Annotated in this window: 18 protein-coding genes; 11 read left to right on the top strand and 7 right to left on the bottom strand. The window is 63.4% G+C overall.

Annotated elements, in window-relative coordinates; translation table 11 throughout:
* Window positions 1-3: 3 nt before the first annotated feature.
* Genes B6V76_RS08870 through B6V76_RS08855 form a run of 4 tightly spaced genes read right to left on the bottom strand, consistent with a single transcriptional unit; the run spans window position 4 to window position 4,582 of the window.
* Window positions 4-1,488: an aldehyde dehydrogenase gene (locus B6V76_RS08870; protein WP_088727240.1), complete on the bottom strand. Its 1,485-nt coding sequence runs from the start codon at window positions 1,486-1,488 to the stop codon at window positions 4-6.
* A gap of 3 nt (window positions 1,489-1,491) precedes the next feature.
* Window positions 1,492-3,015 (bottom strand): tripartite tricarboxylate transporter permease, encoded by a 1,524-nt coding sequence (locus tag B6V76_RS08865; protein ID WP_088722455.1) that lies wholly within the window; start codon window positions 3,013-3,015, stop codon window positions 1,492-1,494.
* A 12-nt stretch (window positions 3,016-3,027) separates the two neighbouring features.
* The gene (locus B6V76_RS08860) at window positions 3,028-3,639 is read right to left on the bottom strand and encodes a tripartite tricarboxylate transporter TctB family protein (RefSeq protein WP_088719727.1); all 612 of its coding nucleotides are present in this window, start codon (window positions 3,637-3,639) and stop codon (window positions 3,028-3,030) included.
* Window positions 3,629-4,582 carry a tripartite tricarboxylate transporter substrate binding protein gene (locus tag B6V76_RS08855; protein ID WP_075774250.1) on the bottom strand — a complete coding sequence of 318 codons (954 nt, stop codon included), beginning with the start codon at window positions 4,580-4,582 and terminating at the stop codon, window positions 3,629-3,631. The genes B6V76_RS08860 and B6V76_RS08855 overlap by 11 nt, the downstream gene beginning before the upstream one ends.
* A gap of 12 nt (window positions 4,583-4,594) precedes the next feature.
* On the opposite strand from B6V76_RS08855, the gene B6V76_RS08850 reads away from it, so the two are divergent.
* The 3 genes from B6V76_RS08850 to B6V76_RS08840 are packed head-to-tail and all read left to right on the top strand — an operon-like array spanning window position 4,595 to window position 7,501.
* Window positions 4,595-5,497, top strand: a complete 903-nt coding sequence (locus B6V76_RS08850) for an IclR family transcriptional regulator (protein WP_240497833.1) — start codon at window positions 4,595-4,597, stop codon at window positions 5,495-5,497.
* On the top strand, window positions 5,490-6,137 hold the full coding sequence (locus B6V76_RS08845; RefSeq protein ID WP_075774252.1) for an HAD-IA family hydrolase: 648 nt from the start codon (window positions 5,490-5,492) through the stop codon (window positions 6,135-6,137). Before B6V76_RS08850 ends, B6V76_RS08845 begins: the two co-directional genes overlap by 8 nt.
* Window positions 6,138-6,148: 11 nt before the next feature.
* The gene (locus B6V76_RS08840) at window positions 6,149-7,501 is read left to right on the top strand and encodes an aminotransferase class III-fold pyridoxal phosphate-dependent enzyme (RefSeq protein WP_075774253.1); all 1,353 of its coding nucleotides are present in this window, start codon (window positions 6,149-6,151) and stop codon (window positions 7,499-7,501) included.
* A 136-nt stretch (window positions 7,502-7,637) separates the two neighbouring features.
* On the opposite strand, the gene hpaR is transcribed toward B6V76_RS08840, so the two are convergent.
* Complete coding sequence (hpaR, locus tag B6V76_RS08835; RefSeq protein WP_088727239.1) at window positions 7,638-8,120, bottom strand: homoprotocatechuate degradation operon regulator HpaR; 483 nt, start codon at window positions 8,118-8,120, stop codon at window positions 7,638-7,640.
* 104 nt (window positions 8,121-8,224) lie between these two features.
* On the opposite strand from hpaR, the gene B6V76_RS08830 reads away from it, so the two are divergent.
* From B6V76_RS08830 to B6V76_RS08800, 7 genes are all read left to right on the top strand, one after another.
* Window positions 8,225-8,623 (top strand): 5-carboxymethyl-2-hydroxymuconate Delta-isomerase, encoded by a 399-nt coding sequence (locus tag B6V76_RS08830; protein WP_075774255.1) that lies wholly within the window; start codon window positions 8,225-8,227, stop codon window positions 8,621-8,623.
* A complete protein-coding gene (gene hpaE / locus B6V76_RS08825; protein WP_088727238.1) occupies window positions 8,623-10,131 on the top strand; it encodes a 5-carboxymethyl-2-hydroxymuconate semialdehyde dehydrogenase in 1,509 nt (502 codons plus the stop codon). The genes B6V76_RS08830 and hpaE overlap by 1 nt, the downstream gene beginning before the upstream one ends.
* A 54-nt stretch (window positions 10,132-10,185) precedes the next feature.
* Window positions 10,186-11,166, top strand: coding sequence for a 3,4-dihydroxyphenylacetate 2,3-dioxygenase (gene hpaD / locus B6V76_RS08820; RefSeq protein WP_075774257.1), 981 nt, complete (start codon window positions 10,186-10,188; stop codon window positions 11,164-11,166).
* Window positions 11,167-11,204: 38 nt separating this feature from the next.
* Entirely contained in the window at window positions 11,205-12,617 is a 1,413-nt protein-coding gene (locus tag B6V76_RS08815) for a pyridoxal-dependent decarboxylase (RefSeq protein WP_088727237.1), read from the top strand.
* Window positions 12,614-13,495 carry a fumarylacetoacetate hydrolase family protein gene (locus B6V76_RS08810; protein WP_088727236.1) on the top strand — a complete coding sequence of 294 codons (882 nt, stop codon included), beginning with the start codon at window positions 12,614-12,616 and terminating at the stop codon, window positions 13,493-13,495. The genes B6V76_RS08815 and B6V76_RS08810 overlap by 4 nt, the downstream gene beginning before the upstream one ends.
* Window positions 13,492-14,289 (top strand): 2-oxo-hepta-3-ene-1,7-dioic acid hydratase, encoded by a 798-nt coding sequence (locus tag B6V76_RS08805; RefSeq protein ID WP_206184209.1) that lies wholly within the window; start codon window positions 13,492-13,494, stop codon window positions 14,287-14,289. The genes B6V76_RS08810 and B6V76_RS08805 overlap by 4 nt, the downstream gene beginning before the upstream one ends.
* A gap of 144 nt (window positions 14,290-14,433) precedes the next feature.
* The gene (locus tag B6V76_RS08800) at window positions 14,434-15,183 is read left to right on the top strand and encodes an aldolase/citrate lyase family protein (protein ID WP_088727234.1); all 750 of its coding nucleotides are present in this window, start codon (window positions 14,434-14,436) and stop codon (window positions 15,181-15,183) included.
* A 340-nt stretch (window positions 15,184-15,523) separates the two neighbouring features.
* Here the strand turns inward: B6V76_RS08800 and B6V76_RS08795 are convergent, their stop codons facing one another.
* Window positions 15,524-15,922 carry an FCD domain-containing protein gene (locus B6V76_RS08795; RefSeq protein ID WP_088727233.1) on the bottom strand — a complete coding sequence of 133 codons (399 nt, stop codon included), beginning with the start codon at window positions 15,920-15,922 and terminating at the stop codon, window positions 15,524-15,526.
* Between the two features lie 871 nt (window positions 15,923-16,793).
* Window positions 16,794-17,234, bottom strand: a complete 441-nt coding sequence (gene soxR, locus B6V76_RS08785; protein ID WP_075774263.1) for a redox-sensitive transcriptional activator SoxR — start codon at window positions 17,232-17,234, stop codon at window positions 16,794-16,796.
* Window positions 17,235-17,669: 435 nt separating this feature from the next.
* Here soxR and B6V76_RS08780 point away from each other — a divergent pair, with 435 nt between their 5' ends.
* Window positions 17,670-18,098 carry a VOC family protein gene (locus B6V76_RS08780; protein ID WP_240497832.1) on the top strand — a complete coding sequence of 143 codons (429 nt, stop codon included), beginning with the start codon at window positions 17,670-17,672 and terminating at the stop codon, window positions 18,096-18,098.
* The last annotated feature ends 260 nt before the right edge of the window (window positions 18,099-18,358 follow it).

Raw genomic sequence — 18,358 nt, 5'->3', positions numbered from 1 at the left:
CCCTCACAGTTTGATCCAAGCGGTTTTCAGATCGAGATATTTGTCGAACGCATGCAGAGACTTGTCATGCCCGTTGCCCGATTGCTTGACGCCGCCCAGGGGCACTGTCAGGTCGGACCCGCCATAGGTGTTCACATGCACGAGCCCCGCGTGGATGCCCCGGATCATCCGGTGCGCGCGGCTCAGATCTGCGGTCCAGACAGCGGCGGCCAGCCCGTATTCGGTGCCGTTGGCGATTTGCAGGGCCTCTTCCTCGGTATCGAAGGGGATAACCGCCAGAACCGGGCCGAAGACTTCGCGCTGCGCGATCGGATCTTCGGGGGCGACTCCTGTGACTATCGTGGGCTCCATGAAGAAGCCGCCAGTTTCCTCGCGGATGCGCTTGCCGCCGAAGACCTGACGCCCCGCGGCCTCGGCCTCGCTGACGAAGCGCAGGTTCTGCTCCAACTGGCGGGCGGAGTTCACCGCCCCGGCCTGCGTCGCGGGATCGAGCGGGTCGCCCACCTGCATCGTCTCGGTAAAGGCGCGCAGCTTCTCGACGAACGCGTCATGGATCGACCGCTCGACCAGCAGTCGCGATCCGGCGATGCAGACTTGCCCCGAATTGCGGAAGATGCCGTTGGCGGCGACCTTCACCGCCGTGTCCAGATCGGGCGCGTCGGCAAAGACGATATTGGGGGACTTGCCGCCCAACTCCAGATAGACGCGCTTGAGGTTCGACTTCGCGGCATTTTCCAGCAGACGCCGACCGACCGGGGCGGAGCCGGTGAAAACCATCACGTCGATCTCCATCGACAGCGCCATCGCTTCGCCGACCACCGCGCCTTCGCCCAGTACGACGTTGAAGACGCCCGGGGGTATCCCGGCCTCGAGCGCCAGATCGGCGACCCGGCGCAGCGTGAGCGACGCGGTCTCGGCCGGTTTCAGCACGACCGTATTGCCCGCCGCCAGCGCCGGACCCAGTTTCCATGCGCCAATCATCAGCGGGAAATTCCACGGCACGATCGCGCCGACCACGCCGACGGGTTCGCGATGCACCAGCCCCAGCGCGTCGGGCGCGGTGGGGGCGATCTCGCCATAGATCTTGTCGATCGCCTCGGCATAGTAGCGGATCGTCGCGGCAGCCGAGAACGGTTCGGCCTTCAGCGCCATGCCGATCTCGGTGCCATTGTCGCGCACACCCAGAACGGCGAGTTCGAGCGCGTTCGCCTCGATCAGGGCGGCCCATTTCAACATCACCGCCTTGCGCGCGCCCGGGGCGAGCCCCGACCAGCGCCCGTCGTCGAAAGCCGCCCGCGCACTGGCAATTGCCGCTTCGGCATCGGCAGCCGTGCCGCGCGCCAGCGTGGTGAGTTCCTTCCCGTTGAGCGGGGAGATCACCGGCAGGGTGCCACCGTCGGAGGCGGGCTGCGCCGCGCCCTCGATCAGATGCAGGGCAGGGGGAACGTCGGCGCTGCGCAGCGCGGCGATCTTGTCGGTGTCGAGCATTGCTTACCTCGTGAAACTGTCGTGCATGTCGTGGTCGTGCGCGCCCTCTGGCTCGCGGTTCTGGCGCTCGCGGTAGAGGCTCGCGAAATGGGCGATCAGAAGCCCGCAGATCGCCAGACCAAGGATCGCCGCGATCGGGCGGTCGAAGAAGTCGATCGGCACGTGCACGCGGGCCATCGACGACCGCAGCTTGGTCTCCATGATGCCACCCAGAACCATGCCCAGAACTATTGGCACGATCGGCAGGTTTTGCCGTTTCAGGATCAGGCCGAGGACGCCAAACGCCGCAGCGATCGCGCAGTCCACGATCGAATTGCGCAACGAATAGACGCCCACGAAGCTGAGCACGAGGATCATCATGCCGAGGAAACGCGTCGGGATCTGGATGATCTTGAGCAGCCAGTTCGACGAGACGAGCATGAACAGCACCACGATGATGTTGAGCAGGATCATCGCGATATAGAGCGCGTAGACGAAATCGAGCTTGTTCTGGAACAGCTGCGGGCCGGGGATCACGTTATGGACGTAGAAGACCGACAGCATCATCGCGGTCAGGGCCTCACCGGGAATGCCAAGCGCCAGAAGCGGGATCATTGCCGCGGCAGGCACTGCGTTATTTGCGGCCTCCGAGGCGATCAGGCCTTCAGGGCTGCCCTTGCCGAATTCCTCGGGCGTCTTCGAGGTCTTCTGCGCGTAGGTGTAAGATAGAAACTGCGCGGTAAACTCGCCGACGCCGGGGATCATCCCCATCATCACGCCGCAACTCGCGGCAAAGCCCGCCACCCGCTTGTGGCGCAGCACACCCATCATCGCGCGTCCCATCGAGCCTTCGATGCGTTGCGCATGCGGTGCGGATTCCGGCTCAATCAGCAGCAGGAACGCCTGGCTCAGCGCGAACAGTCCGAGGACCACCACGATCAGGTCGAAGCCCGAGTTGAGAAAGTCGAAACCAAAGGTGAAGCGCATCGTGTATTTGACGGGCTCCAGACCTACGGTCTGCAGAAATATCCCGAAGGCCGCCAGCATGCCGGCCGCGAAAGTCTGGCCGCGATGGGCGAGGATCACCAGGACGATGCCCAGCAGCGCGGCCAGGAAAATCTCGCGCGAGCCGAACATCGGCGCGATCTTCGCCAGCACCGGCGAGAGCAGGATCAGAGCGATGATCGAGGCGATGCCACCGAAGAACGAGGCACCATAGGCGAGGCCGAGCGCGCGCAGCGCTTCGCCCTTCTTCGTCATCGGGTGGCCGTCATAGGTGGTCAATGCGTTGACTGCCGTACCGGGCGTGTTGATCAGGATCGCGGGAAGCGAGCCGCCGAACATCGACGAGCCGTAGATGCCCAGCAGCATGGTCAAGCCGACCAGCGGCGGCATTGCGAAGGTCGCGGGCAGCAGGATGGCGATCGCGACGGCAGGGCCGACACCGGGGATCGCACCGATGACCACCCCGCCGATTGAGCCGATCAAGAGAGCGACCATAACGTCGAGGCGCATCAGCATCTCTGCGCCGGAAAGCAGCATGTCCATGAGGGACGCTCCTTAGAAGTAGGTCATCAGAATTGCGCGGAAGGGCGCAGGCGCGGCCTCGTAGATCATTCCGGCAGGAATTTTTACTTGCAGGAAGCTTTTGAAAAGCACCACGACGACAACGGAAAACAGCACGGAGACCAGCATCCAGCGCCAGCCGCGATAGCCAAGGCGCAGCGTCATCATGCAACTGAACAGGATCGTGGCGAGCAGGTAGCCGATGAGCGGCACCAGCGCGACATAGACCATGAACCACACGGCATATTCGAGCGAGCGCAGCCATTGCGCGACTTCGCGCCAGCGCCCGGGAATGCGCTCCGAGACGAACGAGCCGAGCAGGTGAAACATGCTGAATACGACCATCGCGAAGATCGAGACCATCGGCCAGAATGCGGGCTGTGCGTAGGTCTTGGTGCGCTTGACCCATTCGGTCTGCCAGGGCAGGGCGATCAGCAATCCGATCGAGAGTGCGAAGAACAGCACGGCGAAGGCCATGTCTCCGGGACGGCGATAGCGTTTGAACAGATCTTCCAGGTTCTTGGTGCGGATCGCCCGGACCGAGCGGGCACCCGCGCGCGGTGGTTCCTTGCGCGCGGGACCCGAGGAGGACGGCTCATTCGCCATTGATGAGACCGTCGATCGTGCCGAGGGTTTCACTGTCATGCGCGATGCGCTGCTGCGCGGTCGCCGCATCCTGCCAGTAGACCAGCGCACCGGTCTGATCGGCCAGTTCCTTGGCCTTGTCCGAACTCATGACCTTTTCGGCGACGGCGGCGATCTTCTGGCGCACGTCTTCGGGGGTGCCTTTCTTGACGAAGAGGCCATCCCACAGCGCCAGGTCGAGATCCGGTTCCAGCTCGCCGACGGTCGGCGTGTCGGGCGTCAGCGGAATGCGCTTCTCTCCGATCGAGGCCATCACGTTCACATCGTCGAGGCAGGGCAGGATCAGTTGCAGCGTCGTGTTGATCACGTCCGCATCGCCCGAAGCCAGCGTGTTGCAGTCCAGCGCGTCGAACGCAGCCTCGGAGCCGAAATCGAAACCCTTCTTCTTTGCGAGCGCGAAGGTCACCTGCGTCGGGATCAGGAAGGAACCGAAATGCCCCAGGGCGACATCGTGGTCCTTGGCGTAGCTCGCGAGTTCATCGATCGTCGCGTAAGGCGCGTCCTTGGAGGCCGCGATGACGAACGGGTAGGTCAGGAAGATGCCCACCGGCTCGAACGGATCGGGGCTGAGCGCGGGGATGCCGACCGAAGGGCCGACCACCGGCACGTCGATCACGAAAGAACCGATCGTGTAGCCATCGGCGGGCGCCTGCGCGACTTCGGCCGCACCGGGGAAGGGGCCGCCGCCGCCGCCGGGCTTGTTCACCACGGCAGCGGGAACGCCATAGGTCTTCTGGAACTCGTCCGCGATCATCCGGGTCAGCACGTCTTCCAGATCGCCCGGCGGGAACGGAACGACGAATTCGACGGGTTTCTCTGGATACTCGGCCTGCGCGGGCAGGCCCGCGGCAAGCGGGAGGCCGAGGGCGAGCGCCCCTGCCAGCAGCTTGAAGGTCGACGTCATGAAGCTCTCCTGTTGAGTGGTTTATTATTTGAACCGTTGGTAGCAAATATTCTTGTATCGGGTTTTCTTTTCTGTCAACGTTTCAGTTGCAACGAACGGAAATTTTACGGGAGGCTGCCAAAGGGCTCGATGGGAACGATCACAAAGGCATTGGAGTTGCTGGATTATATTTCCACTCAGCGTCCCGAGATCGGGCTCGGCGAGTATGTTCGCCTCACGCAGCGCGATAAGGCCACCGTGCACCGCCATCTCGTCGAACTGGCCGAATGCGGCTTTCTGGAACAGAACCCGGAGACGCGTCGCTATCGGCTGGGCCCCGCGATTCTGCGTCTCTATGGCGTGCGCGAAGCGAATATGCCGCTGCGGTCGGTATTGCGTCCGTTCATCGAAGAGATGGCGCAGGAGGTCGGCGAGCTGGTCCATGTCTCTCTGTTGCAAGGCCAGCAGCTGTCGCCGGTCGTGCATCACGATCCGCGCCTGCACGGGACGCAGGTCGCGTTCGACGAGTCGCAGCTTCTGCCCCTGCACGCGACAGCCTCTGGTTTGGTGATGCTCTGCTTCGGCGGAGACGATCTACGGGCGCGGGTTCTGGATGCGCCGCTCGAGAGCTTCACCGCCCAGACCGTCGTCGATCCCGATAGTCTGCGCGAAAAGCTGGCGGAATGCCGTGCCAATGGCAGCGTCTGGGTGGAGAAGGGCTTCGACGACGAGGTTTCCTCCCTCGCGGGGCCGATTTTCGGGCTCGGTGGCGCGGTGATAGGCGCGGTTTCGATCGCGGTCCCTTCGTCGCGCGCGGTGGGCGACAAACGCGCAGCCATGGTGGAGGCGCTGCGAAAATGGGTGCCCCGCCTGTCCGAACTCATGGGCGGTTCGCTTCCTGCGGATTATCAACAACGCGAGGTATCGCATGGCTGAGCGCGCGCTCGTGCTCGACTTCGGTGGCGTGATCTCACGCACGCTTTTCGAAACGCATGATCTGACCGAGGCTGCGTTGGGGCTCGCTTCGGGAAGCTTGAATTGGCGCGGTCCGTTCGAGCCTCAGACCGACCCGCTCTGGCGCGCGATGCAGGCAGATGAAATCTCGGAGCGCGACTATTGGCGCCAGCGCACGCAGGAGGTGGCGGCTCTGGTCGGATGCGACTGGAGCGACATGTCCGACTTCGTGCGCGCGGCGCGCGGGGCGAGCCCTGCCGACGTGATCCGCCCGGAATTCCTCGCGGCGATCGACAAGGCCGAGGCTGCAGGGTGCCGCCTCGCTATCCTGTCCAACGAGCTCGACCTGTTCTACGGCGCCGACTTCCGCAAGAAGCTGCCCTTCCTGCGCCGGTTCGATGCTGTGATCGACGCGACTTACACCAAGATTCTGAAACCCGATCCGCGCGCCTATCAAGGTGTGCTCGACGCGCTCGGCCTTCCGGCCGAAGCCTGCGTTTTCGTCGATGACCAGCTGCGCAACATTCGCGGCGCCGAGGCTGTCGGCATGATCCCCGTTCACTTCGACGTGCAATCTCCCGCCCAGGGCTACGCCACCGCGCTGCGCCTGTTGGGCCTATGATGAGGACCGACATGAAAGACGAGAATTTCCTGAAAGAGCGTAACGCCCGTTCGATCTGGCACCCGATGGCGCACCCTGCGGATAGCCAGAAGAACCTGCCCGAGATCATCGTCGCCGGCGACGGTGTGACGATCACCGATGTCGATGGCCACAAGGCGGTCGACGGCGTGGGCGGGCTGTGGAACGTCAATCTCGGGTTCTCGTGCCAGCCGGTGAAGGACGCCATTGCCGCGCAGCTCGACCGTCTGCCCTATTACTCGATCTTTCGCGGCACCACGAATGACGCGGTGATCGAACTGGGGGAGATGCTCGCCGAATTCTTTGCCCCCGACGGGCTGGAGCGCGCCTTCTACACTTCGGGCGGTTCGGATTCGGTCGAGATCGCGCTGCGTCTGGCGCGGCAATATCACAAGGTGCGCGGCGAGGCGGGGCGGGTGAAATACCTCTCGCTCAAGAAGGGCTATCACGGCACCCATACGTTGGGCGCGAGCGTCAACGGCAACGCCAATTTCCGAACCCAGTACGAACCGCTGATGCCGGGCTGCTACCACATCCCGGCACCCTATACTTATCGCAACCCCTTCAACGAGACAGATCCCGAGAAGCTGGCCCAGCTTTGCCTCGCCGCGCTGGAAGACGAGATCAAGTTCCAGGGCGCGGAGACGATCGCCGCGATGATCATGGAGCCGATCCTGGGCGCAGGCGGTGTGATCGTTCCCCACGAAAGCTTCATGCCCGGCGTGCGCGCGATCTGTGACAAATACGGCATTCTACTGATCGCCGACGAGGTCATCACCGCCTTCGGTCGCACTGGCGCATGGTCGGGTTCGCGGCTCTGGGGCGTTCAGCCGGACATGATGACCACCGCCAAGGCGATCACCAACGGCTATTTCCCCTTCGGCGCCGTGATGATCTCGGGCCGCGTCGCGGAAGTCTTCGAATCCGACACCAGCGGCAAGGCGGCGATCGGGTCGGGCTACACCTATTCGGGCCATCCGGTCGGCGCGGCGGCGGCTATCGCCTGCCTGAAGGAAACGCAGGCGCTCAACGTCAAGGACAACGCGGCAGCCCGTGGAACGCAGCTTCACGAAGGGCTCTTGGCGCTTCAGGAGAAACACGACATCGTGGGCGATGTGCGGGGCGGGCGTGGCTTGATGTGCGCGCTGGAGCTGGTTTCGGACCGCGCAACCAAGGCGCCGATCGACAAGGCCAGCATCGCCAAGGTCCACCGCGGTGCCTACGAAACGGGCGCAATGGTTCGGGTGTCGGGCAACAACGTGATCCTGTCGCCCTCGTTGATCGTGACCGAAGGCAATATTGCGACGATCCTCAACGCCCTCGATGCGGGTCTCGCGGCGGTCTGATCGCAGAACGCCCGGTCGACTGCTTTGGGCCGGGCGATTTCAATTCATCGCATTCACCGCTTGACGCGGGGTTTCCTCGGGAGACGCCGCGGCACTGGAGGGCGGGATCGCGAAGCGCGCGCCAATCCGGGCTGTTTCACGCGCGCTCGTCATGTTCCAGCGCGGCGACGAAAGCTTCAAGCTCATCGAGAAGCCGGGTGATCCGCTCTGCACCGATTTCGGCCTCGAGCTTGGCATAGATCTCGGCGCTTTGCGGCGAGACGTCACGAAGGAAGGCGGTGCCGGCCTCGCTCAGACCGACGCGGGCCCGCCTGCGGTCTTCGCCGTCGCGGCAGATTTCGATCAATCCACGAGTCTCGAGCGCGCGCAGCATCCGGGTCAGCGAAGGGGCCAGCACGCAGGCACGTTCGGCCAGCATCGTGGCGTCGAGCGGTCCGCTCTCGCGCAGCACCCGCAACACGCGCCATTGCTGCTCGGTCACGTCATGCGCGTTGAGCATCGGGCGGAACCGCTCCATCACCAATTCCCGCGCCCGCAGCAGGGCGATCGGCAAGGAGCGACGCGGGGCGTTCAACTCGAACCCGTCGGGCCGCTGTCGGGGGGCGCTGTCTTGGGGCATCGAAACCTCGTTCCTGTCAGGTGGCGCGCAAAATCGGTGGGTTTGGAGCAGTTGACAAGTCTGGATAAGCTTAACATGTTAATGAAAAGCGCGGGAGGAGAATCGTGCCGCATCTCAAGATCGAATATTCCGCAGGGCTGGCGGAGCGCGTCGATATGTCGGCGGTCTGCCATGCGCTGCATGCCGCGATGGTCGAATGTGGTCTGTTCCCGGTGGCCGGAATCCGAGTGCGCGCCTTCCGCGCCGATCATGCGGTCGTGGCCGACGGATTGCCGGAGAATGACTTCGCCGCGCTGACGCTTTCGGTGGGGGCAGGGCGGGACACGGCGACCTTGCGCGCGGGGGGCGATGCGATTTTTGCCGCCGCCCAGACCGCGCTTGCCGGTCCGCTGGCCACCGAACATTTCGCGCTCTCGCTCGAAATCCGGGTGATCGATCCGGAGCTGAGCTGGAAGCAGACACCGATCCACGCCCGCCTGTCGGGCCAAGCCAAGGGTAAGTGATGACCGATCTGACGGAAAACCTGCGCCGTGCCGAAGGCTATATCGCGCATTTCGCGCAAACCGGCGTGCGCAATCACATCGGAGGCGAAAGCGTCGCGGCCGCATCTGGTGCCACGTTCGACGCGCTGTCGCCCGTCGATCTGAAGCCGCTGGCAAAGGTCGCGAAAGGCGGGGTCGAGGATATCGACCGCGCGGTCGCCGCTGCGAAAGAGGCGTTCAAGACCTGGAGCAAGATGCCCGGGGCCGACCGCCGCAAGCTCCTGATCAAAGTCGCCGAGGCGATCGAGGCGAATGCCGAGCGCATCGCCTTTACCGAATGCCTCGACACCGGACAGGCGCTGCGCTTCATGTCGAAAGCGGCACTGCGTGGGGCGGCCAATTTCCGGTTCTTCGCGGATAAGGCTCCGGCGGCCGAGGATGGTCAGGCTCTGCGCAACGCGACGCAGATGAACGTGACCTCGCGCCGTCCGATCGGCCCCGTGGGCGTCATCACCCCGTGGAACACGCCCTTCATGCTATCCACCTGGAAGATCGCCCCCGCGCTGGCGGCCGGCTGCACGGTGGTGCACAAGCCTGCCGAATTTTCGCCGATGACCGCCAAGCTGCTGGTCGAGATCGCCGAGGAGGCCGGGCTGCCGAGAGGGGTTCTGAACCTCGTTAACGGCTACGGCGAGGATGCGGGCAAGCGGCTGACCGAACATCCCGACATCAAGGCGATTGCCTTTGTGGGCGAAAGCCGCACCGGTTCGATGATCATGGCGCAGGGCGCGGCGACGCTGAAGCGCGTGCATTTCGAGCTCGGCGGGAAGAACCCCGTGATCGTGTTCGACGATGCTGACATCGACCGTGCCGTCGATGCCGCGAGCTTTATGATCTACTCGCTCAACGGCGAACGCTGCACCTCGTCCTCTCGGCTTCTGGTGCAGGAGAACATCTACGACGAGGTCTGCACGCGCGTCGCCAAGGTGGCGGCGAATATCAAGGTCGGCCATCCGCTCGACCCTGAAACGGTGGTCGGCCCGCTGATCCATCCCGAGCATGAGGCCAAGGTGCTGTCCTATTTCGAGACCGCGCGCAAGGAAGGCGCGACGATCGCGACCGGCGGCAAGAAAGTCGGCGATCAGGGCTGCTACGTCGCGCCCACGCTGTTCACGCAAGCCCGCAACGACATGACCATCGCGCAGGAGGAAATCTTCGGCCCGGTGCTGACCGCGATCTCCTTCGCCGACGAGGATGAGGCGCTCGCCTTGGCCAATGACGTCGATTACGGGTTGGCCACCTATCTGTGGACTGCCGATCTGGATCGCGCGATGCGGATGACCGACGCGCTGGAGGCGGGCATGATTTGGGTGAATTCGGAAAACGTGCGCCATCTGCCCAGCCCCTTCGGCGGCGTGAAGGCCAGCGGGATCGGCCGCGATGGCGGCGACTGGTCCTTCGATTTCTACATGGAGACGGTCAACGTTTCCTTCCCGCGTCAGGCGCATCGCGTGCCGCGCCTCGGCTAACGACAGCGGGCGGTCGGAGGAGGCCGCCCCGATCTTTCCTCAAGGGAGCGAGACATGCCCATTCCGGCCCCGAACCTGTATCCACCGTTCAACATCATCCGTCTCAGCCATGTCGTCTTCGGCGTGACCGATCTGGCCGCCAGCCGCGCCTTCTATGTCGATACGCTGGGGCTTCAGGTGACCGACGAGGACGATCGTCATATCTTCCTGCGTGCGATGGAAGAGCGCGGGCATCACTCGGTCGTGCTGGTCAAGACGCCCGAGGCCAATGTGCGCTCGCTCGCATTCAAGCTGTTCGACGAGGGCGAGCTGGACAAGGCGCATGACTGGTTCGAGGCCGAGGGTCATTCGGTCGAATGGGTCGAGCGCCCTTATCAAGGCCGCACCCTGCGCACCCATGACTGTTTCGGCATGCCGATCGAGTTCTATTTCCGGATGGACCGGCTGGAGCCGATCCACCAGAAATACGCCCTCTATCACGGCGTCAAACCGCTCCGGATCGACCATTTCAACTGCTTTGCCAGCGATGTCGACAAGGCGGTCGAGTTTTACAATCGCATCGGTTTCCGCGTCACCGAATATACCGAGGACGAAGAGAGCGGGCGGCTTTGGGCGGCATGGACCCATCGCAAGGGCGGGGTGCATGACATCGCCTTCACGAATGGGCTTGGCCCGCGTTTGCATCACACCGCGTTCTGGGTGCCGACGCCGCTCAACATCATCGATCTGCTCGACCTGATGTCGACCACCGGCTATGTCGCCAATATCGAGCGCGGACCGGGCCGCCACGGCATTTCGAACGCGTTCTTCCTGTATATCCTCGATCCCGATGGTCACCGGATCGAGATCTACTGCTCGGATTATCAGACCGTCGATCCCGATCTCGAGGCGATCCGCTGGGATCTGAAGGACCCGCAGCGTCAGACGCTGTGGGGGGCGCCCGCTCCGCGCTCGTGGTTCGAGCATGGCTCGCGGTTTCAGGATGTCGAGCCGGTCGCCAGCGACATGAAGGCCACTCCGATCATCGCGCCGTGAGCGGGCCCCGTACACGAGACCCTTGCAGGAGAGACAGGATGGATGCTCAGGATTTCGAGACATGGTCGCGGCGGGCGGCGGAATGGGGCGTGAAATATCGCGAAACACTCGATGCCCGCGCGGTGCGCGCGCGCACGACGCCCGGCGATATCTACCGCGCGATCCCGCCCAGGCCGCCCGAGACCGGTTGCGAAATGGAGCGGATCTTTGACGAGTTCGAGAGCCTGATCGAGCCGGGCATGACCCATTGGCAACATCCGCGCTTCTTCGCTTACTTTCCCAGCAATGCCGCCCCTGTCTCGGTGGTGGCGGAATATCTGGTCACCGCTATGGCCGCGCAATGCATGCTGTGGCAGACCTCTCCGGCCGCGACCGAGCTGGAAACCCGGATGATGGAATGGCTGCGCGACGCGCTGGGGCTGCCCGAGTCGTTCTCCGGCGTCATTCAGGACAGCGCCTCGTCCGCAACGCTGGCGGCGGTCTTGATGATGCGCGAGCGTACGTTGGGCTGGCAGGGAAATCGCGCGGGGCTCAGTCAAGCGCTACGCCTGCGGATCTATTGCTCGGATCAGGTGCATTCCTCCATCGATCGGGCGATCTGGATCGCGGGGATCGGGCAGGACAACCTTGTGAAACTGCCCGCCGATCCGCGTAGTGGCGCGCTCTCGCCCGAAGCGCTGGAGGCGGCGATCCGCGCGGATCTGGCGGCCGGGTATCAGCCCGCCGGGGTAATCGGCTGCGTCGGGGCGACCAGCACCGGGGCCTGCGACGATATTGGCGAGCTGGTTGCGGTCGCGCATGCCCATGATCTGTTGATCCATGTCGATGCGGCCTGGGCGGGTTCCGCAATGATCTGTCCCGAGTTCCGCACGCTTTGGGCCGGGATCGAGGGTGCGGATTCCGTCGTCTTCAATCCTCATAAATGGCTGGGCGCGTCTTTCGACTGCTCGGCCCATTTCATTCGCGACCCCGAGATGCTGGTGCGCACGCTGGCGATCCAGCCCGAGTATCTCAAGACCCATGGTCGCGATGGCGTCGTCAACTATTCCGAATGGTCCGTCCCCCTGGGGCGCCGTTTCCGCGCGCTCAAGCTGTGGTTCCTGCTGCGCTTTCACGGGCTTGAGGGGCTGCGCGCGATGATCCGCGATCACGTTCGCTGGGCGGGGATGCTGCATGAACGGCTGGCTGCAACCCCGGGCGTCGAGATCGTGACCGCCCCGGTGCTGTCGCTGTTCTCGTTTCGCCGCGCGGGCGCATCGGACGACGATACGATCTCGCATCTGAGCGCGATCAACGATGACGGGCGCATCTACCTTACCCAAACGCGGGTCGGCAGCCAGCTTGCGATCCGCTTCCAGGCCGGGTCCTTCGCGATGCGCGAAGCCGATATCGACATCGCCTACAGCGCCATTCTCGATGGCCTGGGACTTTCACAGGAGGGAATGTCATGACGCTGACACTGCCGCGCATCGCGGCGTTTCGCACCGGTGGCAGGGATCGCTACGGCGTGGTGCAGGATGGCGGCATCGTCGATCTGACGCCGGAGTTCGGCGCGCGGTTCGCGACCCTGCAGCAGGTCGTCGAGGCCGGCGCGCTGGAAGAGGTGATCGCGGCGGCGGAGGGCCGCGCGCCTGATTACCGCGCCGACGAGGTCGAGTTCCTGATCCCGATGGCCGCCCCCGAAAAGCTGATCTGCATCGGGGTGAACTTTCCCGACCGCAACGCGGAATACAAGGACGGGCAGGCCGCGCCGCCTTATCCCTCGATGTTCATCCGCTTCCCGCGCAGCTTCACCGGGCATGGCCAGCCGCTGATCCGTCCGCCGGAAAGCCCGCAGCTAGATTACGAGGGCGAGGTGGCGATCGTGATCGGCAAGGCGGGTCGCCGGATCGCGAAGAAAGACGCCTACGATCACATCGCCGCGCTGACCCTGTGCAACGAGGGCACGATCCGCGACTGGGTGCGCCATGCGAAATTCAACGTGACCCAGGGCAAGAACTGGGACCGCTCCGGCGCGATGGGCCCGTGGCTGGTGCCGTTCCGCGAGGCCGCGCAACTGGACGACATCGAGCTGACCACCCGCGTCAATGGCGAGATCAGGCAAAAAGACCGCACAGGCCGGATGATCTTCGATTTCCGCTATATCGTGAATTACGTGTCCACCTTCACGACGCTGGCGCCAGGCGACGTGATCGTGTGTGGCACGCCGACCGGGGCGGGAGCGCGGTTCGATCCGCCGATCTGGCTGCAACCGGGCGACGTGATCGAGGTCGAGGCCGAAGGCATCGGCTTGCTGCGCAACTCCGTCGCGGATGAGCCAACATGCTGAGCCCCGATCAGATCGCGCAGGCCGCCGACGAGTTGCTGGCCGCCGAGGAGGCGCGCAGACAGATCGGGCTGCTGAGCCTGCGCCATCCGGAGATAACGCTTGACGACGCCTATGCGATCCAGTCGGCGCAGATGGCGCGCAAGCTGGCGGCGGGGCGGTCGATCCTTGGCTGGAAGATCGGTTTGACCTCAAAGGTGATGCAAGCCGCGCTGAAGATCGAGACGCCGGATTCGGGCGTGCTCTATGACGATATGCTGTTCGCCAATGGCGCAACCGTGCCCGCGGGCCGTTTCATCCAGCCGCGGATCGAGGCCGAGATCGCCTTCGTGATGAAAGCGCCGCTCGATGCCACGGCGGATCGCGCTGCGGTGCTGGCGGCGACCGATTACGTGGCCCCGTCGCTGGAGATTCTCGACACCCGCATTCTGCGCGCCGATCCCGCGACCGGGCAGGCGCGTGTGATTGTCGATACCGTGTCGGACAACGCGGCGAATGCGGGGATCGTGCTGGGCGAGGCGCGCCACGATCCGGCCAAGGTCGACCTGCGCTGGACCGGTGCGATCCTTCGCAAGGATGGCGAGGTCGAAACTACCGGGGTAGGCGCGGCGGTGCTGGACGATCCGGTGCAGGGGCTGGTCTGGCTCGCGCGGCGAATGGGCCAATACGGCCAGCGGATCGAGGCGGGGCAGGTGATCCTGTCGGGCTCGTTCATCGCGCCGATCGAGTGCCCGCCCAGGACCCGGATCGAGGCCGATTTCGGCACCTTCGGGAACGTCGCTATTGCCTTCGACTGAGACGGCACGTCATCCAAATCCGGCGGATCGCTGTTTGCGAAGTGCGACCCGCGTCTGTTTCGAATAAGCTCCGAACCAACCTTTTCAAGACGGCCCCGGGCATCCCTCCCGCGCGTGCCGAGGTCAACAAGAGAGAAAGTCACGATGGTCGATCTGCCAAGGAATTCGTTCAAAGCCGCGCTGAAAGCCTTCGAGGTCCAGCGGGGCTGTTGGTGCACGATGAGCGATCCGCTCGCCACCGAGCTGATCGCCGGCTGCGGTTACGACTGGATGATGTTCGACACCGAGCATTCGGCGCTCGACCCGCGCAGTGTTTTGCCGCTGCTGCAGGCGGTGGCCCCGTATCCTCTCTCGCCGATCGTGCGGCCCGGCTCTCTCGACGCGGCGGAGATCAAGAAAATCCTCGACCTCGGCGCGCAGACGATCCTCGTGCCGATGGTGCACGACGCAGAGATGGCGCGCGCTGCGGTGGCGGCGGTCGAATATCCGCCGCAGGGCATGCGTGGGGTCTCCGGCATGAACCGCGCCACGCGCTTCGCGACGGTCCCGGGCTATCACAAGGTCGCACGTGAAGAGATCTGTCTTGTCGTACAGATCGAGAGTGTCGAGGGGCTCTCCAATCTCGAAGAGATCGCCGCCGTGCGCGGGGTTGACGGGATTTTCGTCGGGCCTGCGGATCTGGCCGCCTCGCTTGGGCACCCGGGCGAGCCTTCGCACCCCGAGACTACTGCGGCGGTGCTAGATGCGATCACGCGCATCCGCGCCGCGGGCCTGCCGCCGGGCATCCTGACCACCGACGACGAGGTCTATCAGCGTGCGCTCGAGGCCGGCGCCGTTTTCGTCTCCCGTGACATTGACCTGATCGCACTGCGCAAGGGGCTCACCCTTGGGTAAGGGCACCTTCGGACGCGAAAGAGGTTACGCCTGATGCCATGACGTTACAGAGCTTGGTCAGCGCTGAGATCGGCGACGGCACGTTCTTTTGGAGCTGTTGCATGCCGAGCTGGCTCTGTACCCACGCGACGCGCGCAGCGGTAGAGGAGGATGTCGCCGGCTTTGATCAGGGTGGCGGGCTGGTGACGCCACCCCGATTTCGTCAGCGTGATCGGGGCCTTGTTGCCTGTCGCGCCGTGCTTTGCTCGCCTTCTTGCGATTGCACTTCTCTTACAGCCAAGGAAGCGTAGCGGAAAATTCCAGTTTCAAACGGTCCAATTTTCTCGGGGCGGAGCTGGGCTCAGCCCATCCCGCGGGAGCGTAGACATTCATCGCTGGAGCGCTCCAGGACGGCTTCCATCGCTTTCTTCGCGGCCTCCGGCTCGCGGTTCTCGACGGCCCTGACGATTGCGCTATGAGGGGCGACGACCTCGGCCATTTTGGACGGTCCGCGCTTCTGGTCCTCGGTCTCGCTCGCCAAGAGCGAATAGAGCGCAGTCTGCAGGGGATCGCAGAGTGACTGGAGAAAACGGTTACCCGACAGACGCAGGATCTGGCGATGGAGATCGAGAACCGCGAGCGCGAACGCACCGCGGCTCGCGGCAACCTCCAACGCATCGCAATGCGCCGACAAGGCGGCCAGAAAGGAAACCGGGCGCCGCTGCATCGTGTGCCAGCGCAGCACGCCCGTGTCGAACATGTTCCATTCCGTGGTCGGGCAGACGCGGGTGCCTACCTTCGCCTTGGAAACCAGTATGCTCTTCGCGATCAGCGTTTTCTTCGTTTCGCCGACAATCGATCTCTTCCCCGAGGAAAGCGGCCGAAATCACAGCTGCGGTCGCTCAGGCGGGGCAAGAACGGTACGAATATGAGGACGCTGTGAGAGGCGCTTTTCCCTCTCTGGATGCAGTGCGTGACGGGGCCCCAACCTACTCGGATCGACCGGGAAGCCCGTCGTGCCTTTCGATCGAGGCCAGGTCATTGTCCCAGTTCGCGCGACTGGAAACGCAAATATGCGCGGTGGGTCGTATTTCGAGCGGGCTATCGAGTGAGCCCGCTGGAACGACGAGCGAGCCATCATGCGCTTGACAGAACGGCAGCGCCGACCCGCAGTCTGCACAGAAGCTCTTCACATGCTGTGTCCCGGGAACGCGAAACACCCTGATGTTTTCCGCCCCGGACATCCAGGTGATCTCAGCAGTCGATGAAAACAGGTTCGCGGAATGGGCCGTGCCGCTATCTTTGCGGCAGCGTCCGCAATGGCACAGGAAGAAGCTCTCGAACTCTCCCGATATACGAAACCTCACGGCTCCACACTGGCACTTTCCGTGCACCTCGTTATCCATTCCTAGCCCCCCGACACGCCCTGACTTCCGGCGCAAAGCCTCACAAGGAGCAACGCGAGCGTCAACATCTCACGCACACCCTAATGCCGATGATCGGCATATCGACGATCAGTGAGATCGTTCAGCGTCAAACGGGAGTCCGCTGTGAAAACTGACGTCTATTTCGAATTCACCCAAATCTTTTAGATGATCGCACTAATTTTCGGCCGTGCCTTTGCCACGCTCTCAGATATCCTCGATCCACTTTCTTGGGCCCGTTCCACGCTGACGCAGCTCATCCTTGGGATTGAACATCTCGCAGGATTTCAAGGAGAGGCAGCCGCAGCCGATGCAAGCGGTCAGAGTCTTTCGCAGGCGCTGAAGTTGGGCAATCTGCTCGTCGACCCGGTGCGTCCACTTCTCTGACAGCGCCGCCCAGTCTTCCCCGGTCGGAACATGGTCTGTCGGCAGCTTGTCGAGTTCGGTTTTGATCTCTTCAAGCGTCATGCCGAGGGTCTGAGCGAAAGTGATAAAGGCGAGGCGCCGCAGAACGTGGCGTGGGAAGCGTCTGTGCCCGGAGCCAGCCCGCTCGGACGAAATGAGCCCGCGCTCCTCGTAATAGCGCAGCGCCGAGGAGGCGATGCCGCTGCGGCGTGAAATTTGATTGATGGTCAGCGTCGTTTCCATGGTCCGGTCGTTTCTCAAATTTCAGCATTGACCTCAAGTTAGCTTGAACTTTTAGAACGCCGCTCGTCCGACAGTCAACGGAGAAAACCAATGCGACAGATTCACGCTTATCCTTCGGCTCAAAAGTCGCAGGCTTTCCACATGCCGGGACAGGTAGGAAGCAGTCGAGACCGGCTGAACGTTGGGAGCGCACCATGACGCCAGAGGCGCACCCGCAAGCTTTGCAGCTGCGCGATGAACTTCATTGCTTGCTCCGCCGCCATAGAGCGACGTCTGTCGTTTGCGCGCTGTTATGGGCGTTGCTGCGGTCACGGCAGAGATCCAAATCGATCGCTACGACTACCCTTTGCTCGCATATCCGGCGCGACGTTGGCCTACCACCCGCGCCGCCGGACGCGAGGCGATATAACGAATTGCACTGACAGGAGATCAGAAATGCCCATCGAAATCGACAGCGAAACCGCGCCCGCGAACAAGTTGACAGACATGATCGAATGTCATGGCCTCATCCTCTTCACCGAACGCTACGAGGCCTGCGTAGAGTTTTATCAAACCAAGCTCGGTCTGCCGCTTTGGTATGAAAAGCCAGGGCTGACCTGCCTTCGCTTCGGCGACGGATATTTGATGATCGAGACCGGCGGACGCGCCGAAGTCACGCGGAAAGACATTTCTCAGAACCCGGTTGCGTTGCGCTTCAACGTCTCAGACGTGAAGGCTGCAGCCAGCCTGCTGGAGGCTCAAGGCGTGCCAGTCGAAGTCAAAATGCACGACTGGGGCACGACCGGCGCGTTCATCGATCCGGACGGCAACGTGTGCAGCCTGAAGAACGCCGACGATCCCTTCTTTACCGACGAGCAAGGGTAATGATGTGCAGCCTTCCCAAGATAAAGTGGCAGCCGTCAAACGTTCTCTCTCGGACGCGCAGGGTATCTGTGGAAGGTGAAGCAACTGCACAGGCGCGAAAATACGGCCACGTAGCTTCAGCAGCTCGGCGTGCTTGACGGGCACCGCAGAGCTGGGTGGGCCACTTCGGCCCAAAGCGGTCCTTGCGTTTCCAGCGAGATAGCATCCGCTTCGAACGTCAAACGGACACTCATCCTAACACTCGATGTCCTCTGCGGAGG

Origin of the sequence: Thioclava sp. IC9 (assembly GCF_002213225.1) — a bacterium.
Classification (GTDB): Bacteria; Pseudomonadota; Alphaproteobacteria; order Rhodobacterales; family Rhodobacteraceae; genus Thioclava; species Thioclava nitratireducens.
This window is presented reverse-complemented; position numbering and strand designations above follow the sequence as displayed.

What these genes read in the sequence shown, in the direction of transcription:
- B6V76_RS08870 (WP_088727240.1), bottom strand. Translation starts at nt 1,488, where the DNA reads ATGCTCGACACCGACAAGATCGCCGCGCTGCGCAGCGCCGACGTTCCC.
- B6V76_RS08865 (WP_088722455.1), bottom strand. Translation starts at nt 3,015, where the DNA reads ATGGACATGCTGCTTTCCGGCGCAGAGATGCTGATGCGCCTCGACGTT.
- B6V76_RS08860 (WP_088719727.1), bottom strand. Translation starts at nt 3,639, where the DNA reads ATGGCGAATGAGCCGTCCTCCTCGGGTCCCGCGCGCAAGGAACCACCG.
- B6V76_RS08855 (WP_075774250.1), bottom strand. Translation starts at nt 4,582, where the DNA reads ATGACGTCGACCTTCAAGCTGCTGGCAGGGGCGCTCGCCCTCGGCCTC.
- B6V76_RS08845 (WP_075774252.1), top strand. Translation starts at nt 5,490, where the DNA reads ATGGCTGAGCGCGCGCTCGTGCTCGACTTCGGTGGCGTGATCTCACGC.
- B6V76_RS08840 (WP_075774253.1), top strand. Translation starts at nt 6,149, where the DNA reads ATGAAAGACGAGAATTTCCTGAAAGAGCGTAACGCCCGTTCGATCTGG.
- hpaR (WP_088727239.1), bottom strand. Translation starts at nt 8,120, where the DNA reads ATGCCCCAAGACAGCGCCCCCCGACAGCGGCCCGACGGGTTCGAGTTG.
- hpaE (WP_088727238.1), top strand. Translation starts at nt 8,623, where the DNA reads ATGACCGATCTGACGGAAAACCTGCGCCGTGCCGAAGGCTATATCGCG.
- hpaD (WP_075774257.1), top strand. Translation starts at nt 10,186, where the DNA reads ATGCCCATTCCGGCCCCGAACCTGTATCCACCGTTCAACATCATCCGT.
- B6V76_RS08815 (WP_088727237.1), top strand. Translation starts at nt 11,205, where the DNA reads ATGGATGCTCAGGATTTCGAGACATGGTCGCGGCGGGCGGCGGAATGG.
- B6V76_RS08810 (WP_088727236.1), top strand. Translation starts at nt 12,614, where the DNA reads ATGACGCTGACACTGCCGCGCATCGCGGCGTTTCGCACCGGTGGCAGG.
- B6V76_RS08800 (WP_088727234.1), top strand. Translation starts at nt 14,434, where the DNA reads ATGGTCGATCTGCCAAGGAATTCGTTCAAAGCCGCGCTGAAAGCCTTC.
- B6V76_RS08795 (WP_088727233.1), bottom strand. Translation starts at nt 15,922, where the DNA reads ATGTTCGACACGGGCGTGCTGCGCTGGCACACGATGCAGCGGCGCCCG.
- soxR (WP_075774263.1), bottom strand. Translation starts at nt 17,234, where the DNA reads ATGGAAACGACGCTGACCATCAATCAAATTTCACGCCGCAGCGGCATC.
- B6V76_RS08780 (WP_240497832.1), top strand. Translation starts at nt 17,670, where the DNA reads ATGCCCATCGAAATCGACAGCGAAACCGCGCCCGCGAACAAGTTGACA.